Raw genomic sequence first — 17,647 nt, forward strand, 5'->3', positions numbered from 1 at the left:
TGCGGTTCAGCTAGTGATTCCCCTTACCGGGCTCACAGAGGACTCTCACCTCCAAGTCATCCTGTCAGTACCACCTGTACAGGAATAGCACCCGTCAGGGCGCAACGCGCCGTGCCCGGCGCACAACATAAAAAGCGCATCGAAACGATGCGCTTTTTTATATGGACCGCGGTGGATGCCATTATTCAAGGATCACCTTGACGTCACCTACGCCAACATCCGCATGAATGGAATACTCCCCTTCCCCGCGACCTGAAGCCCGTTCAGTCACAATCGCCCGGGTACTCTGATGCTCAAGAGCCCCTTGAATACTCGCAGCACCCACACCCGCATTGACGGCGATCTGTCCAGCGGACTCACGGGGAGCACGGACTGTCACATCCCCAACCCCCATATTCACATCAACACGTGTTGCACCAACTCGCGCATCAAGCATCCCGACTCCCATGTCGACCTCAAGATGACCATGTGCGGGCAAACTTAAGTAAAAGGTTGCTTCAACATTATTTTCTTGAAAAGAAATACGTACCCGATCACCTCGGGTTTGAATGGTTACGTCCATGTCACTCACATCTTTCGTGCGACGAAGCATACCACTTCGTTTACCTTCAAACTCCACCCGCAACGTGGCTTCCTCACCCTCACCTTGCGTGATGTACACTGATCCCACGGCATTATGGACTTGCACATGTGTGATCCCTGCCATTGGGATGGTATGTTCCACGCTCTTCGTATTGGCATGCACCACCGTCGCTGCCAACATGGATACGACAGCGAAACTGGCAAGAATCAATAACTTTAATGCTCTCATCTGATATTCCTCTTCTTCGTTATGTACCAGAGGCCCTGGCGTAAATCCGAATGGGCCATTGACTAAATAAAAGCAAAACGCATACCAATAAGCTTATCTCATTGTAATGTAATGATTTAATCTTGAATACTCGATAAGACAGCGATCCAATTATGGCTTAAAAGACGAAAATGTGATGAAATTCTTACTCCACTTTGCAAAACACATCGCCTTTTCAATGACAAACACCTGGTCGTTACAAACACTCGCCTACGCTCGCTCTCCTTATCGCCAGAAATTTGCGATTCCCCGTCAACCCGGTTTAGTGAAACACGCGGTGGGTACAATAGAGTTTCTTCCTGAATTTAATCATGAAGATTTTGTCCGCGGCTTAGACGATTTTAGTCACTTATGGATTCACTTTATTTTTCATGAGACGGTCAAAAAAGGTTGGAGTCCTTTGGTGCGGCCACCTCGGTTGGGAGGCAATGTACGCAAGGGTGTATTCGCCACTCGCTCGACGTTTCGGCCTAATCCGATTGGTCTTTCGGTCGTTGAATTGATTGATATTGAGTATCGTCCCAACTTACGTCTGAAGGTGCGCGGCCTTGATCTCCTCGATCACACCCCCGTGATCGATGTAAAGCCTTACCTTCCCTATGCAGATGCATACCCAAACGCGCGAGGAGGCTATGCAGACCACCGTCCAACCACCGGATTACGCACTGAGTTTAGCACCGAAGCGCTGCATCAAATTGCGCAAGAACAGATTGAGTTCCCTCATTTAAAAGCGTTCATTGAGGAGGTTTTGGCGCAGGATCCCCGTCCTGCATATCAAAAAGATGCTCATCTGGCCAAAGATTACGGAATGCATTTGTATCATTTCAATATAAAGTGGCGCGTCGAGGACAATCTGAATTACGTATTTTCAATCGAAGCAGAGTAACCCGGTCATTTCTTCCACAAAACTATTGGTTGCCTTGCGTCTCCCCTGCTAGAATGCCCGCTTTACAACAGGACATCAGGACGAGAATCCCCGCCATGCGCACGAGTCAGTACCTACTTGGAACCGTCAAAGAAACCCCTGCCGATGCAGAAGTTATTAGCCATCAACTGATGCTCCGTGCGGGCATGGTCCGCAAGGTGGCCTCGGGCCTATATACATGGACGCCGACGGGCTTACGGGTACTTCGCAAAGTTGAGCAGGTTGTTCGTGAGGAAATGGAAAAGGCCGGAGCCATCGAAATCTTAATGCCAATGGTTCAGCCGGCTGACTTGTGGGAAGAGTCTGGTCGCTGGGAAGACTATGGTCCAGAACTTCTACGCTTGAAAGATCGGCATCAACGTGACTTCGTATTGGGACCGACCCATGAGGAAGTCATCAGCGAATTGGTTCGCAAGGAAATCAGCAGCTACAAACAGTTGCCGATGAACCTGTTCCAGATCCAAACCAAGTTCCGTGATGAAATTCGTCCTCGCTTTGGTGTGATGCGATCACGTGAATTCATCATGAAAGATGCATACTCATTCCACACCACGCAAGCGTCACTTGAGGCGACATATCAAGCGATGTACCAAGCGTACTGTAATATCTTCACGCGACTAGGCCTCGATTTCCGTCCTGTGATTGCCGATACCGGCTCGATTGGTGGAAGTGTATCCCATGAGTTTCACGTGCTCGCAGGTTCTGGAGAAGACGATATCGCATTTTCGGATGATTCAGATTATGCCGCGAACGTTGAGCTTGCAGAAGCCATCGCGTCCTTAGATGCGGCACCTGCTGCAGCACGTAATCTGGAAAAAGTGGCGACCCCGAATGCAAAAACAATTACCGCACTCGTCGAGCAGTTTAATTTGCCGATTGAACAAACCGTCAAGACACTCATTGTTCACGCGGCAGACGACGACGGAAAGCCAAGCAAGGACTTGGTTGCTCTCATTATCCGCGGCGACCATACGCTGAATGATATCAAAGCAGCAAAGCACTCGAAGGTGGGCTCACCCTTGCAATTTGCCAGCGACGAGAAGATTCGTGAAGTAATCGGTGCTAGCCCAGGCTCGCTCGGCCCGGTCGGTCTCGGGATCCCGTGTATTGTGGATCGCAGCGTTGCGTGTTTGGCTGATTTCGCAGCCGGTGCGAACGAAGATGGCTTCCACTATTTCGGGATTAACTGGGGACGGGATCTTGCCCTTCCAGAAATCGCCGATTTACGCAATGTCGTCGCAGGTGATCCGAGTCCAGACGGCAAAGGGACCCTTGGGATCGCTCGCGGTATTGAGGTTGGCCATATTTTCCAACTCGGCACCAAGTACAGTGATGCGATGAAAGTCGGTGTCTTGAATGAAGATGGCAAACATCAAAATCTGATCATGGGATGCTATGGGATTGGTATTTCACGGATTGTGGCTGCGGCAATTGAGCAGAATCACGATCAATACGGAATTAAATGGCCTGCGTCCATGGCACCATTTGATGTCGTCGTTTTACCGATGAATATGCACAAATCAGCGCGCGTTCAGGAAGTTGCAGAGCAACTCTATGCTGATTTACGCGCGGCTGGTTTTGATGTGCTCTTTGATGATCGAAAAGAGCGACCCGGTGTGATGTTTGCGGATATGGAACTGGTCGGTATTCCGCATACCATTGTCATTGGTGAGCGGAACCTCGATGAAAAAGCAGTGGAATATAAAAATCGCAGAACCGGCGAAAAAGAAACCCTGAAAATTGAAGCAGTCATTGAATTCCTGCGACAAACAAAATAAAAAAGAATACAAAAAACGCCATTCAACTGAATGGCGTTTTTTGTGAAAGAAATCACATCAACTAGGGATTAGCGATCTTCACCCGCTAGTGGATCGACGTAGTGTAGATGCATGTCCCACGGGAAATGAATCCAAGTGTTTTGATCGATATCCGCTTCGTATTCATCCACTAACGGAAGTCCTTCCGGTTTTGCGTAAACCGTGATGAATTTCGCCTTTGGTAGTCGCTTGCGTAAAAAACGCAATGTATTTCCAGTATCCACCAAGTCATCCACGACCAAAAACCCCGCACCATCTTCGGTACATGAAATATCTTTGAGCATTTCAGGCTCTGCGCTTTGCGTTTGATGGGCATAGCTTCGAACACACACACTTTCAACCACCCGCAAATTTAATTCACGTGCGATAATAGCACCCGGCACGAGCCCACCACGACTCACGGCGATCACCCCACGCCACTGTTCCGCAGGTAGCTGTCGACGAGCGAGCTCCCGTGTAGCGCGATGAAGCTCTTCCCAAGAGACAAAATATTCGTGTTTTTCATGCAATCCCATGAGTTCTCCTTTTGTGATAGGATTCGCCGCGTGGTGCGTATACGAAGTAGCGATCAGTATATCATCCGCCTCGCATTAAGTGCGCGGCTCGCAAATAAAAGCCCTTGATATAAAGCAAGAAACATTTGGAAATAGGAAACAACCATGCCAAAAGCTCTGTTTATTGACGCCCAAGGCGGCGAATACGAACTCGATGTTCCGGTCGGCCAGACCCTCATGGAAGCTGCAACCGACGCGATGCTCGACGGAATCATCGGCGAATGTGGTGGCGTCATGTCATGTGCGACCTGCCACGTTTACGTCGATCAAAATTGGCTCGGTAAACTCCAACCCGCAGATGATATCGAAGAGAGTATGCTGGACGTAGCACGTGAGCCAAAAGATAACAGCCGTCTGAGCTGTCAAATCACCATGAGTGAAGAGCTCGATGGCATCGTTGTTCACATGCCGCGCTCACAGTTCTAATCTGAGCCCTCGGCATCCTCGACCGCAACCATGGTGCGGTCGTGGTACCCAGTGATCACTGCAATGAAGCCCGCGAGCTCATCATCGAGCGTTGCGTCACCGGTGTCCACTCGCAAAGGGCGTCCTTCGAGAGCCTGAAGTTTCCGCTTTGTCGCCACCACATCAATATGCTCGCGTCCAACCATACGAATCACCTCGGGCGTAAGTTGCTGATTCCCGCGGCCGAAAATATGGCCTTGCCCACCGATCAGTGTGACCACTAAATACACCCGCTGACCCACAGCTCTCGCCTCCGCGACAAGGGCCTCAAGTTGCGAACCCGTTACATCCTGAGCAATCACCGCGCCGCGCGAGATGACATCCACCCCGAGCAGCGTGTTGGGTAAACCCAACTCATCCATGATGAAAGCCACCGTGGAACCCGAGCCCATAATGTACAAAGCGTCATCATCCATGCGCTCAATCACATCTGCAGCGATGTCCGCTAACACGAGTTCATCACTCTCGCGACCGCCAATCTTTACCGCTTGCATATATTCAAGTTCCCCAGGAACCTGAAGTTCTCCAAAGCGCTTCGCGCGCACGGCCCCCCTCCGATAGGCCTCCTCGTCGAGGTCCATTACATCAGCACTCCGCAAAGTTGTCAGTTCACCTTGCAATAAGGCACGCAAAACTTTGCCTGCAGCTGCGGGCGACACCGCATAGACCGCAGAGTGAATCTTTACGCCTGCAGGAATTCCAACCGCAGGCAGCTGCTGTTCCCCGAGAGCTCTTACCACGTCGCGAGCGGTTCCATCGCCACCGGCAAAAACCAACAAATCGAGATGCTCCGCACACAACGCTCGCACGGCCGCTTGGGTATCTTCCGCTTCGGTTTGAGTATTCTTTGGCGTGTAGACTACATCATAGGCAAATCCAAGCGCACGCAAGACATCTGCTCCCATGTTCCCAGCAGCCGTTGCAAAACGAATCCTATCTTTAAATAGCAACAGGGGTTGAAGCGCGGTCTTAACACGCTCAGGAGCACGCAACTTAGCACCACGTGCCAGAGCCTCTTGACGCGTCACAGGCCCGTCACTCCCTTTGAGCGCGACTGAGCCACCAATTCCAGCATAGGGATTGATCACTAGTCCTAGTCGAAACTCATGCACAGCATCTTTCCTTTTCAATACGTTCGGGAGGGAGGATACAGGACTGTCCACTTCGTTTAGCCCGCTCGTGTTCCACCGCACGCAGTTTTTGGGCAGCTTCGAGCAGTTGCGCGTGGGTCCAGCGCTCTTGTCCTGTTGCCTCGAGAAGTTTCGGCAGGAATTGCTCAACACGTGGCGGAAGTCCGTTTAACCAGCGTGCCAATGCACAATCAAGGACCCGATTCGTAAATGCCACCCGATCAGGAGGACAATCACCACTAAGATTATCGAGGCTCACTTCAAAGGCGACCCCTGCGGCCAAACTCAGGATCCATTCCATTGCTTGTGGTTGCACTTCCACTGCTTCAAATGCCGCTTGCTGGCTTGGCGTGCGCCCATCCGGTGCATACCAATAACCATAGTCAAGAAGATGGCGACGAACTTTTCCGGCAAGCATCCAATGGGCAATTTCGTGCAGACTCGAACGCACGTAATCATGCGCGAAGAAAATACGATGGTAGGGATAGCGATTCGAATTAGGCGCATACAAGGGTTCTGTAGCTCCCCCAATCAGAACCGTCTGCTCACTGTCTTGAAAGCATGAATTGAACAGGCGGATCATGTGATCCGCCTGTAATGGGGTGCTATGCGTCTGACTTACTTCAGTCGACGTCATGCTGCCATTTCACTCCTAATCGTAAACTTGAAATTCGAGCCCGTCAGTCCACCATTCGGGTGCTTCTTCACCCTTTAGATAATGATCGAAGAACTCGAGCATCTTGATGGTGTAGTCGATTTTATTCGCAAACTGCTGTAAGTGATGCGGCTCACCTTCATAGTGCAACATCACCACAGGTTTATCCAACCGACGGAGCGCTAAATAATACTCGATTCCTTGCTCCCATGGAACGGCCTCATCTTTATCGCCGAACTGAATTAGCATGGGAGTATTAATCCGATCTGCAAAAAACACCGGGCTATTTTTTATATACGGGTCAAGGTCCTCAAACATGCTGACTCCAAGTCGACTTTGTCCCTTCTCGTACTGAAATTGACGTGCCAGTCCGGTGCCCCAACGAATTCCGCTGTATGCGCTCGTCATATTCGAGACCGGCGCACCCGACACCGCTGCAGCAAACATGTCCGTTTCGGTGACAACAAAAGCGGTTTGGTAACCGGACCAGCTGTGGCCATGGAGACCGATGGCATCCGGATCCGCAACGCCCATTTCGATGATCTTCTCAACGCCAGGAACTAAGGATTCGGTCGCGCTTGGGCCTGGAGCCCCGAGACGGAAATGAACATCCGGCAGAAACACCACATACTCTTGGCCCACATAGAATGGGAAATTCGGGCGGTGATTTACCCGCATTTGGTTCCAATGGTAGAGACGTTGTGAGAATTTCTCGTAGTAATATACCAACACAGGATAGGTCCGATTGGGATCGTAGTTATCCGGCTTGATTAACACCCCTTGAAGTGGCTCACCACGGGTCGACTCCCACTCCACCAATGAGGCATGCCCCCACATGAATTCATCACGCTGTGGATTCACGTCCGTCAATTGGCGCGCTTCGCTCATATCTGCACGTGCTGTCCAAATATCTGGGAAGGTACGAAAGTTTTCTTGTGTATAGAACAACGTTTCACCATCATCACTTCTCGCAAGATAACGCCACGTCGACTCACCATGAATCAATTCTCGCAAGCTCGCGCCCGATGCGTTGACCGTTAACTGGTGGAACCCACTGGTTTTGTCTCGCTCATTATAGGCACGTAAAAGAATGGGCTGGCCGGTCTCAATCACATCCAGATCCCCAGTATCCGTGAGGCGATACTGCTGCTGTTGATCACGCCCAATCCGAGTTAAATTCACCGCCTGATTGTGTGCACCGGCTGCTAGAGGAACCTGCCAGATATCGAAGCGGTCGTACATCCACACCGCATCGCCATCTGCTAAGAATCCGCCAACCCCATAGTTTACTGGTTGCATTGGACGATCATTTTCCTCATCGACCCAAGAAACACCCGCATTGGTGGCCAATGCATGCACGCTGCCATTTTCAACATCAAATGCATTTAATTGAGCGTCTTGAATGAATACAACGTATCGGCCATCTGGAGACAACGCACCGCGCTCAAAGGATGGAAGTCCACTGGCTACTTTTTGCCGTGCCCCCGTCCGAAGATCCGAGACATACAAGTCATGATAGAAACCATCCCACGTGATCGCTCGGCTGTAGGGTCGGCTATCTCGGATCAGCATATGACTCGGGTGATCAGTCGGAATCGCGTTCTCACGCAAGTCGGTCGTCAATGTGATCAGCTGGTTATTTTCAATGTGCAGCACCGACAAAGTCGTGGCCCGATTTAAGTTCCGCTGGGACTGACGTTGATGGGGAATAATCATGTCATCATCCCCATGCCACACTTGCAGCCGACGGTCACTCCGCAGTCGTTCGATGTCAAACAAGTCGTCCACTGTTTGTGGACGTTGGGCGCTCTCAGGCGTCTTCTCCGGCGTTGGACGATGCCCAATGAACAAACGAGCGCTATCGTCACTCCAGCGCTGCGGGCTGTGCTCCGACAGAATGTGCTGTTCGAGCATCACGTTAAGCTCATGAGCCCCTGTGCCTTGCTGCCAAAGCCACAAGCTTTGTGGTGTTTCTCGGTAGTCACTCTCCTTCGATGCGACATGAAAGGCGAGCTTTTCACCATTTGGTGCAAAACTAAACCGATTGTATTGCGCATCGTCACTCTCGTGCAGTGTGGTTCCACGATGATTTTCGGTGTTGTATAACACGACCGCTGTGGTTTGCGTGGTCGTTGCATCCTCGCCCTCGCCTTCTGTTTCTTTGCGAATTTGCTGATATACAAAGCGCGAACCATAGGGCGCGACCGTGAATTGACTCACATTTTTGATTTGCGTCTGTTCCTGTGTCGCCAGATCAATCAGGCGAAGCAATCGCCCCTCCGCTGAACCGGCCTCCTTGCTATAATCCTCGTCGTGCTGCAGAAGCAAAAAGCGACCATCGCCAGTAAAGGCTGCATGACTGACCTGATCAAACTGACGTTTACTTGCGCCCTGCACATCGACCACTACCGCATGATGATACAAAGCCCGGAGTTCTTCACGACTCTCAGCGCGTTCACTCTCTAGCAAAGTTGGCTGACGGGTAAAAACAACCCAGTCACCATTCGCACTCACCTTTGGATCAAATGCGCTGGCTACTGAAATCGTAGTTCCATCCGCGACTCGAACAACAATCCCTTCACGGTCACCAAAATCAGGAGTCGCAGAAAAGGCAATCGTCGCACCATGTTTATCCATTTGGCGCTGTTCAATTTCACGGAATTGCATGACGTCGGTCAACGCAAGAGGCCGCGCTTGCTCTGCGAGCACAGGGGCGGTAACTGTGGCTGTAAGACCTGCCACAAGGGCAAACGGGAGACTATACTTAAACCATCGCTTCATGAGGAAACCCTTATTGCTTTATTTCCTCCATTATTACGATCAATTGCTCGAGATACCACGCTGTTGACCGTCTTGACCACACCACTGACCGAGATTCAACGTTCTGAGGATTGGACGCGCCGTGTGTACCGAGTCATCAGAATAGCCGCAAGCATACCCACGGCGGTAAAGAGTGCCGCAAGTTCAAATGTCTGCGTCGCGCCAGCCCCCTGTTGCCACAACAGTCCGGCAAACCAAGCCCCAATCGCACCACCGCCCCCCATGCCAATGCTCACATAGAAAGCTTGCCCTCGGCTGTGCTGTTCATTGGGAAAGTACTGATGAATAAATCGCATGGCCGCACTGTGATGCAGCGCAAAACTAAACGCATGGAGTAATTGAATCAAAATAAGCCAAACCAGGACATCGGCAACATGAGCCAGCATAAACCAACGCAGTGCAGTAATTCCCAAACACAGGGCGATAACATTGGCGACATCAAATCGAACGAGCAACCTTCCTGCGACAAAGAACATCCCCACTTCGGCGACAACCCCAAGCGCAATCAGCGCACCCACTGACATTGGCGCATATCCTAATCCCGTCAAATACAGCGCGAAAAACGCGTAAAACGGCGCAAAACTCACTTGTAAACAGAGACTTGATATCATGAAAAATACAAAAGGTTTCCGACACACACGCTGCCAAAATGCCTCAGAAGGTGCGGCGTCAGGAGCAATCACCGACCGTTCCGGCTCCTGTAAACGGAGTGACATCCAGGCCAGCGGGAGTAACATCACAGCGGCTATCCAAGGATATGCTTGGGCACCGCCCCAGGCTAAGAGCTCCGCAGCAAAAAGCGCGACGACGATAAAACCGAGGCTGCCACCCAGTCGGATACGACTGTACAAATGGTGGTGCGGACCGAGCGAACTGAGCGTAACGACTTCCAATTGAGGGAGAATGGCGGACCAGAAGAAGCTAATCAAAGCCAAGCCGAGCGCAACACTCCAATAACTCGACAACTGACTCATAATCACGAGCAGGCCAACCGAGAGAAAAACACCCAGTTGAATGGCCGGAAGGAGACGACCGAGCCGGTCCGAAAGCGATGCCCAGACCGGTGGACCAATAATTCGACAAATCGTTGACAGCGCGATCAGCTCGCCGATTTGACGTGAGTCAAATCCAAGACCGTCCAAATACACGGCCAAGTACGGAACAAGCAAAGCGAGCACCGCAAAGTAACCAAAGTATGACCAACTCAGTCGACGACATTGGCGGCGAAACGATGTACTAAATTGCCGGTCCTGAATTCCCAGCATGATTTAACGCAGAATAGGTGTGGGCGTTGTGACGTCGCCATTTTGAGCACGTTGACGAAGCATGTGGTCCATGACCACGAGCGCGACCATCGCTTCGGCGATCGGCACCGCACGAATTCCGACACAAGGATCATGGCGTCCCTTGGTGATCACCTCTTGGGGCTTCCCAAACCGGTCAATCGTTTGACCTGGAATTCGAATACTCGAGGTTGGCTTCAGAGCGAGCTCAGCGACTAGCGGTTGACCTGTGCTGATTCCCCCGAGGACCCCACCTGCATGATTCGATAAAAATCCCTCCGGTGTCATGGCATCTCGGTGTTCTGAACCGCGTTGTTCAACCACATCAAATCCCGCACCAATTTCGACTGCTTTAACCGCATTAATCGACATCAGAGCTTTCGCAGTATCCGCATCTAAACGATCAAAAACCGGCTCACCTAAGCCAGGGGGAAGTCCGATCGCTTCCACACGAATTCTTGCGCCAATCGAATCGCCCTCTTTCTTTAAGTCACGGATCAGTGCGTCCAACGCGACAATCTTTTCAGGATCTGGAAAAAAGAAATCATTTTCTCGAACCACGCTCCAATCAAGCTGTTCGGCTCGTACGTTGCCCATCTGTACCATGGCTGCTCGGATTTCGATGCCTTGTTCTATCAGCCACGCCTGTGCAATCGCTCCTGCTGCCACGCGCATGGCGGTCTCTCGTGCTGAGGAGCGACCGCCTCCCCGGTAATCACGGTGGCCATATTTGTGTTCATAGGTATAGTCTGCGTGTCCAGGGCGAAATAGGTCCTGAATATCCGAATAATCTTTACTGCGCTGGTCGGTGTTTTCAATCAACAGGCCAATGGGTGTTCCGGTGGTTTTCCCTTCGAAAACCCCAGAGAGAATTTTTACCGCATCGGCTTCGCGACGCTGAGTGGTATAACGATTGCTACCTGGCTTGCGACGATCAAGATAGGTTTGAATCATGGCTTCAGTGACCGCTAAACCGGGAGGGCAGCCATCCACGATCGCACCCAAAGCAGCACCGTGGCTTTCCCCAAAGGTCGTCACACGAAAAAGCTCACCGAAGGTATTCGCACTCATATTCTGTTGTCCTGTGATTCAAAAAGTTAAAAGGTTTCCGCTATCGTTGATGGTCGCCAGAGAATTCACGTGCGTGGGCTTCAAGTTGAGCTTTGCTTAGCGCAAAAACACCCTCCCCACCCCGTTCAAAACTCAGCCAAACAAATGGAACCTCGGGCCACAACGCTTGCATATGCACCATGCTATTGCCCACTTCACAGATCAATAAACCATCGTCGTTCAGATAATTCGGGGCCTCGAGCAAAATATGTCGCACTAAATCTAAGCCATCATCGCCCGCTGCAAGCCCTAGCTCCGGCTCATGATGGTACTCGGGCGGGAGATCATCCATATCCTCAGCATCTACATACGGTGGATTGGTGACAATTAAGTCGTAGCGGCGGCCAGAGAGACTTTTAAACCCGTCTGATTCGATCGCCTCAACCCGATCGCTCAAGCCGTGCTCTTCAATATTCATCCGCGCGACATCGAGCGCATCTACGCTGATATCGACTGCATCGACGACCGCATCTGGAAAAGCATAGGCGCAAGCGATAGCAATACAGCCTGAACCCGTGCAAAGATCAAGAATATGGTCAGGCGGTACGGTCAGCCACGGTTGGAATTCTTGTTCTATTAGTTCAGCGATCGGAGAGCGAGGAACCAACACACGTTCGTCAACATAAAAAGGTAAGCCAGCAAACCATGCCTTGTGGACCAAGTAAGCAGCCGGCACCTTATCGCGAATGCGACGAGCCAACAAAGCGGCTAATTGGGTTTTCTCCTCAAACGTGAGGCGGCAGTCTCGATACGCGCGAATCTCATCAAAATGCAACGAAGTCACCTCAGAGAGTAACAACAGCCCCTCTTCCCACCCATCGTTGGCCCCATGGCCAAAGTAAACATCGGCACCATGCAGAGCGGAAGCAATGTACCGTTGCCAATCGGCAATGGTGAGTAAATCATCGGTAAGTTGAGAAAATTGATGTGTCACACAGAATCCTTATCGAGAGCACCTAAATCGTGGCTAGCGCAAAAGCACCGTATGAAGCGCTTTAGGGTAGGCTTTTGACGTTCATTTGCCTATTATAACGACCTGAGCCAAGCTATCACCCTTTATTCACGTGAATTTCCCATGAGACGGCCCGAAAAATCAAGCAAACGCACGTCACGCGCATCGAAATACACCCTGAGTCCCGAAGAGCGGGACGAGTTTCGGGCAGCCCTAGAGAATGTCAAGCCGCTGGTCGATGACCATATGACACATCATCACCCAACACGAGTCACCCCCGCGCAACGAGCTCGGCGTCGCAGCGCACAGGCGCACAATCGACAACATGCGACGGACCCGTTTTCCGATGCGTTTATGCCAGCCTTGCCTGAAGGAATTCTAGCTTGGGTTGCCGACGATGAACCAGCCTATCTCACCAAACAACTTCGGAGAAATGATTTTCTCCCCGGCATGGTGCTCGACCTCCATGGCTACACCCGCGAGCGAGCTCGCAGAGAACTCGCAGAAGCCATTACGGCGTGCGTCCACGAAGGCCTCAACTGCCTGAATGTAATTCATGGGATTGGTCATGGTGTATTGCGCCAGCATGTGCCGGGCTGGCTGATGCAACATCCGGATGTTCGTGCATTCCATCAAGCCCCGTTGGAATGGGGAGGACAAGGCGCATTATTGGTCTTGCTACGAATTGCAGACTGAGACTCGTCGAACCGACATCAATCGCGCGGAGGCGCTTGCATTTCCTGCAGTTTTCCAAGCATTGCGAGGGGTTCTACGTCCATCACGGCGAGCCCTGCCGTTGGAAACAAGGGGGGCTGCACGGACGTGTCTAGGTAGCCAACAAGGTAACATACAAAAGGCATATGCGAGACCACGAGGACAGTCGCGGCGGGTTCAATCTGCAAGCGCGCCAACAATGCGCCAGCAAAGGCTTCAGGATCTCCTTCCGGAGTAATTTCTGAGGATACTTCCACCACTTCAGCAGCAATGTGAGCGGCAACTGCATTCCACGTTTGTTGCGCACGCACGTAAGGACTCGTAATCACGAGATCAATTTGGCCTACGTGCGCTTCCAACCATAACGCGATTTGTTCAACCTCACGCCGCCCACGTTCACTCAACTCACGTTCGGCATCCGGCTGCAAGTAACCTCGTTCGAAACGTGCAGGGAGCGCATCACCATGGCGCATGACAAATAATTTCATTTAATCACCCTGCGCATCTGTATCGCCTGATGCACGACGCTGGCGGTCAGGCCGGCCACCGGTCACTTTATCTGCACGTCCATCGGCTTTCGCTTGTTCGGCGCGGCGACGACGAATCTCTTTTGGATCAGCAATCAATGGGCGGTATATTTCAATGCGATCGCCGGCACGAGGAACGTCCGTAAGCTTGCAGGTTTTATTCCAAATCCCAACCGCTTGCGTGTCAAGATCGATCTCGGGAAAAAATAACCGGATGTTTGACCGTTCAATAGCCTCCGCGACCGTGACACCTTGCGGTACGGATACATTCACAATCTTCTGTTTTTCCGGTGTCCCGTAAACAACCTCGAGACTGATCATGGACTCACTCAACGCCCGACTCCCGAATCATGCTGTACCATAAACCTGCTTTGCTCGCTGCGCGAACGCATCAACCATTCGTGATGTCACTTCATTGAATACTTTCGCGAAGGCAAAATGGAGTAATTTACTGGAGAACTCGAACTCAAGCTCCAGCGTCACTTTACACGCATCAGGCCCAAGCTCCTTGAAGGTCCAGCCACCTCCAAGCCGTTTGAAAGGCCCTTGAACAAGCTCCATATCAATTCGATGCTCGTTGACCAGCGTATTTTTCGTCGTAAACGCGTGTCGAATCCCCGCCTTGCTGATCGATAACTCAGCCACCATATGGGTATCGGATTCTTCCAGGATTCGCGCGGCCGCGCATCCGGGAACGAACTCTGGATATGCAGCAACGTCATTGACCAAATCGTACATCTGACGACAACTATAATGTACCAGGGCGCTTCGTTGAATTTGAGGCATGCTTACACGTCTCTCGGCTTTAAATGCTTGGCGGTTACAAAAGTGCCGCATTCTAACTTTTTTGAACAATCCCTGCATCTTTTGTGATTTTTCTTTTCAGTATGCAAGCGATGCGTATAATACGCGGCATGAAACAGAAAAAAAATCACTCAAACACCATCGCTCTGAATAAGAAAGCCCGCCACGAATATTTCCTTGAAGATAAATTTGAGGCTGGGATTGAATTGCAGGGCTGGGAAGTTAAAAGCATCCGAGACGGAAAGGTAAACATTTCCGACAGTTACGTCATCTTAAAAGATGGCGAGGCCTATCTTTTGGGTTCACAAATACAGCCGTTGAATCAAGCCTCTTCGCATGTGGTCTGCGATCCAGACCGCACTCGCAAATTGCTTTTAAAGAAACGCGAGCTGAACTCCCTCATTGGGAAAGCTGAACGTGAAGGCTATGCGATTGTTGCCACCGCAATGTATTGGAAAAAATGCTGGGTCAAGGTAGAGATTTACCTAGCAAAAGGGAAAAAGACACACGATAAGCGCGATACCATTAAAGATCGCGATTGGGCGCGCACGAAAGAACGGATGCTTAAGCATCAGGTCCGGTAAGGACAGCAGCGCGCCGTCTCGATGGTGCGATGCACGCTTTTAAAACAGCTCATCGCACCAGCAACTCCCCTGAATGTTCTGCCACTCACCCATACCATCGCATGCAGCGCTCGCTATGCAAGACCACGCACTCATGCGAAACGCTTCGTTACAACTCCCGCCAAATTCCTGAACCTGAACTGTCTCACCACTGGTGCGTTGCGGAAACGTTACATGGCCCATCATCGCTGGAGACGATTGCGCAATAGGAAAGGCATGCATTGAGGCGGCACAGGTGCTCGCAGCTCGCCACGAAAATGCAACTGGGAGCTCCGTATACACGGCAGTATTTTTTCCGCTATGCAACCTGACCTGAAGTTCACCTTGCCGCAATTCTCCCGCGGCAACCTGCGCCTCGATGGTGCATTCAAATTGCCCACCAGAATGTGGTGGAGCCGCACTGTCGAGACAATCAGTCGTCATGCCTGGAAAGACTGATATCGAAGCATCACAGCCATGCACGCATAGGTCTGTGATGACGTGAATTGAGGCTTGAAACTGGCCTGCCGATTTGGACTGAACACAGCCAACACAATTCCAAGTTTCCACCGTGGGTGCTTCGGGTGCCCGACACCATTGATTGTCAAACCAACATGCATGCAAGGCATCGAAGAGTGAACCCGCTCCCGCGTGGGCAAATCCGATGGACGAAGCCACTCCACCCTGCATCAAGAGGTTTTGTTTTACTTCAATCGAATCTGCTACGACACGATCACCAGAGAACTGAGCACTTTGGACTTGGTTGAACACGCCTTCAGGGGCTCCAATCTCCTTGGTGGTCATAGATGACGGCATCAACACACGTCCTTCAAGATCCATCGTTTCTAGCACGGAAATTTCAGCCTTGTGTGTCTCAATACTGCCAATGTTGCCGCGATTTGCAGAGATTACACGTCCATTTGCATCGATCATCTGTGCGGTGGTGAAGCTAGCTTCGCCTGCATGAACCTGCGCTTGATACCACGCATCGCGAATATTCGCTTGCTCCACGGTTAATTCGCTGATCGAACTTACCTGCCCAATCACTGAGGTCGTTTCGAACTGATTCCCGTGGGCTGCCATTGCTGTTGACTGTCCTGCAAACACGGACTGTGCTTTCATCTCAACGAAGTGTGCAGATGCAAGATCCCCTTGTGTTGCCCAAAGCGTTCCAATATATGCGAGGGCGTTTGCTGAAACTGCCCCTACCAAAACTAAGTCATGGAGCTGCATGGATAAATCGGTCAACATGGAAGATGAGTATTCGGGCTGAGGTTGAAAGCGCTCAAGGAAGCGTAATATCTCAGGATTACTGTCATCGTCAGGGGACGGTACTGCAACGTGGAGGAAATCCCCGTCCAATTTACTTCCCAGAATAAAGGGCTGAACGCGCGCCTGCAGTGCATCATTTGAAAGTCGGATTTTCAGAGCCGGTGCGGGCTCTGTTGTAACCTGCACATCACGCACATATGCGGCAATTTCAGTCCCTTCCATGAGATCCTGAGATGTAGGCCACTCATCGTAATGCGTGCGAAAGTGAAAACTCCAGAGGCGAGCGCGATGAATTGTTTCGATGAGTATTTCAAACCGCTCTGCCATGAGTCGTTGATGCTGGGCGGCCATCAATGATAATGCACCGCCCATTAATCCAAGCAGCAATCCAAGTACTGCGATGAGCATGTAGCCGCGATTGTATCCTTCACCACGTCGCATCGAGCTGTCCTTGCACCTGAAATAACCACTCAAGAAAAGCGGGTTGAAGAATATCTCCATGCTGACGGGCCTCGATTAACGTCGCAGTTGCAGTGCGTAATTGAGTAACCGCTAGGTTGTGCCACGCCTCCTGTAGATCGGGCTCGAGCTTTACAACCTGTAGGAAGGCGCGTTCAGCGGCCGGTAGCCGCTGATGCCTCAGATGAATTTGACCGAGCAGGAACCACGCCCGAACGCGTTTTGGTTCACGCTTCACCAACTGATTCAAATAGCTCTCAGCACTGACAAAATCACCTTGATGATATGCTTGCAAAGCTGCTAACTCCCATGCCTGCATCGTGTCTGCTGGTGCGCTACGAACTGACTCGGTGCTCGCACACCCGAGGATTGACATACTCATCAAACAGACCACAAGCACCGCACGGGATCCCGTGAGCGCCTTATTCCATTGGAAGATAAGACCTGCGCGAAGCACCTCACGCGGTCTTCGTTTCCTTAGTGATAGTTGGTTCATGACACATCCTTGTTTATCGAACATAAGTATTCATTCCGTGTTTAACTCAATCCCGAGCGTCACCCTTGGTAAAATATTCTCGAAGGGCGCGATACCGAACGACATCTTCGCTCGCCACCTCGAAAACGCTCGCGGCCTTCCAACACACCCGAATTTGATTTGCGGCGACATTGAGATCTTCTCTGACCATATTTCCTTGCGCATCAATCCAT

General features: G+C 51.2%; 18 protein-coding genes. 5 read left to right on the plus strand and 13 right to left on the minus strand.

The features are described 5' to 3' along the window. Window positions 1–181: 181 nt before the first annotated feature. Complete coding sequence (locus CWE11_RS08185; RefSeq protein ID WP_126777139.1) at window positions 182–811, minus strand: hypothetical protein; 630 nt, start codon at window positions 809–811, stop codon at window positions 182–184. A 175-nt stretch (window positions 812–986) separates the two neighbouring features. Between CWE11_RS08185 and tsaA the strand changes: the two genes are divergently transcribed. Both tsaA and CWE11_RS08195 read left to right on the plus strand, forming a co-directional pair. Further along, window positions 987–1,736, plus strand: a complete 750-nt coding sequence (tsaA, locus tag CWE11_RS08190; RefSeq protein ID WP_420808392.1) for a tRNA (N6-threonylcarbamoyladenosine(37)-N6)-methyltransferase TrmO — start codon at window positions 987–989, stop codon at window positions 1,734–1,736. A 95-nt stretch (window positions 1,737–1,831) separates the two neighbouring features. Next, window positions 1,832–3,553 carry a proline--tRNA ligase gene (locus CWE11_RS08195; protein WP_126777140.1) on the plus strand — a complete coding sequence of 574 codons (1,722 nt, stop codon included), beginning with the start codon at window positions 1,832–1,834 and terminating at the stop codon, window positions 3,551–3,553. A 68-nt stretch (window positions 3,554–3,621) separates the two neighbouring features. Here the strand turns inward: CWE11_RS08195 and gpt are convergent, their stop codons facing one another. Next, a complete protein-coding gene (gene gpt, locus CWE11_RS08200) occupies window positions 3,622–4,107 on the minus strand; it encodes a xanthine phosphoribosyltransferase (RefSeq protein WP_126777141.1) in 486 nt (161 codons plus the stop codon). Window positions 4,108–4,251: 144 nt separating this feature from the next. On the opposite strand from gpt, the gene CWE11_RS08205 reads away from it, so the two are divergent. Continuing rightward, window positions 4,252–4,572 carry a 2Fe-2S iron-sulfur cluster-binding protein gene (locus tag CWE11_RS08205; RefSeq protein WP_126777142.1) on the plus strand — a complete coding sequence of 107 codons (321 nt, stop codon included), beginning with the start codon at window positions 4,252–4,254 and terminating at the stop codon, window positions 4,570–4,572. On the opposite strand, the gene CWE11_RS08210 is transcribed toward CWE11_RS08205, so the two are convergent. The 6 genes from CWE11_RS08210 to prmB all read right to left on the minus strand — a co-directional run bounded on the left by CWE11_RS08210 (window position 4,569) and on the right by prmB (window position 12,543). Continuing rightward, entirely contained in the window at window positions 4,569–5,723 is a 1,155-nt protein-coding gene (locus CWE11_RS08210) for an ATP-NAD kinase family protein (protein ID WP_126777143.1), read from the minus strand. The genes CWE11_RS08205 and CWE11_RS08210 overlap by 4 nt on opposite strands. Next, a complete protein-coding gene (locus CWE11_RS08215; protein WP_126777144.1) occupies window positions 5,716–6,378 on the minus strand; it encodes an elongation factor P hydroxylase in 663 nt (220 codons plus the stop codon). The genes CWE11_RS08210 and CWE11_RS08215 overlap by 8 nt, the downstream gene beginning before the upstream one ends. Window positions 6,379–6,393: 15 nt before the next feature. Continuing rightward, entirely contained in the window at window positions 6,394–9,177 is a 2,784-nt protein-coding gene (locus CWE11_RS08220; protein WP_126777145.1) for a S9 family peptidase, read from the minus strand. Between the two features lie 95 nt (window positions 9,178–9,272). Continuing rightward, complete coding sequence (locus CWE11_RS08225; RefSeq protein ID WP_126777146.1) at window positions 9,273–10,481, minus strand: MFS transporter; 1,209 nt, start codon at window positions 10,479–10,481, stop codon at window positions 9,273–9,275. A 3-nt stretch (window positions 10,482–10,484) separates the two neighbouring features. Next, window positions 10,485–11,570, minus strand: coding sequence for a chorismate synthase (gene aroC / locus CWE11_RS08230; RefSeq protein WP_126777147.1), 1,086 nt, complete (start codon window positions 11,568–11,570; stop codon window positions 10,485–10,487). Window positions 11,571–11,610: 40 nt separating this feature from the next. Continuing rightward, on the minus strand, window positions 11,611–12,543 hold the full coding sequence (gene prmB, locus CWE11_RS08235; protein ID WP_126777148.1) for a 50S ribosomal protein L3 N(5)-glutamine methyltransferase: 933 nt from the start codon (window positions 12,541–12,543) through the stop codon (window positions 11,611–11,613). A gap of 141 nt (window positions 12,544–12,684) precedes the next feature. Between prmB and smrB the strand changes: the two genes are divergently transcribed. Then, window positions 12,685–13,257 carry an endonuclease SmrB gene (gene smrB / locus CWE11_RS08240; RefSeq protein WP_126777149.1) on the plus strand — a complete coding sequence of 191 codons (573 nt, stop codon included), beginning with the start codon at window positions 12,685–12,687 and terminating at the stop codon, window positions 13,255–13,257. A gap of 17 nt (window positions 13,258–13,274) precedes the next feature. On the opposite strand, the gene sixA is transcribed toward smrB, so the two are convergent. From sixA to CWE11_RS08255, 3 genes are read right to left on the minus strand one after another with little or no spacing between them, the layout of a single operon-like run. Next, window positions 13,275–13,763 carry a phosphohistidine phosphatase SixA gene (sixA, locus tag CWE11_RS08245; protein ID WP_126777150.1) on the minus strand — a complete coding sequence of 163 codons (489 nt, stop codon included), beginning with the start codon at window positions 13,761–13,763 and terminating at the stop codon, window positions 13,275–13,277. Continuing rightward, window positions 13,764–14,135, minus strand: coding sequence for an RnfH family protein (locus CWE11_RS08250; protein WP_126777151.1), 372 nt, complete (start codon window positions 14,133–14,135; stop codon window positions 13,764–13,766). Window positions 14,136–14,150: 15 nt separating this feature from the next. Next, a complete protein-coding gene (locus CWE11_RS08255) occupies window positions 14,151–14,588 on the minus strand; it encodes a type II toxin-antitoxin system RatA family toxin (RefSeq protein ID WP_126777152.1) in 438 nt (145 codons plus the stop codon). A gap of 128 nt (window positions 14,589–14,716) precedes the next feature. On the opposite strand from CWE11_RS08255, the gene smpB reads away from it, so the two are divergent. Beyond that, window positions 14,717–15,190 (plus strand): SsrA-binding protein SmpB, encoded by a 474-nt coding sequence (smpB, locus tag CWE11_RS08260; protein WP_126777153.1) that lies wholly within the window; start codon window positions 14,717–14,719, stop codon window positions 15,188–15,190. 39 nt (window positions 15,191–15,229) lie between these two features. Here smpB and CWE11_RS08265 read toward each other — a convergent pair whose 3' ends face one another. Together CWE11_RS08265 and CWE11_RS08270 are read right to left on the minus strand one after the other, a co-directional pair. Next, complete coding sequence (locus CWE11_RS08265) at window positions 15,230–16,921, minus strand: hypothetical protein (protein WP_126777154.1); 1,692 nt, start codon at window positions 16,919–16,921, stop codon at window positions 15,230–15,232. Further along, window positions 16,908–17,435, minus strand: coding sequence for a tetratricopeptide repeat protein (locus CWE11_RS08270; RefSeq protein ID WP_157981324.1), 528 nt, complete (start codon window positions 17,433–17,435; stop codon window positions 16,908–16,910). The genes CWE11_RS08265 and CWE11_RS08270 overlap by 14 nt, the downstream gene beginning before the upstream one ends. Window positions 17,436–17,647: the final 212 nt, after the last annotated feature.

This window comes from Aliidiomarina sanyensis (assembly GCF_003987175.1).
In the GTDB taxonomy this organism is placed as follows: Bacteria; Pseudomonadota; Gammaproteobacteria; order Enterobacterales; family Alteromonadaceae; genus Aliidiomarina; species Aliidiomarina sanyensis.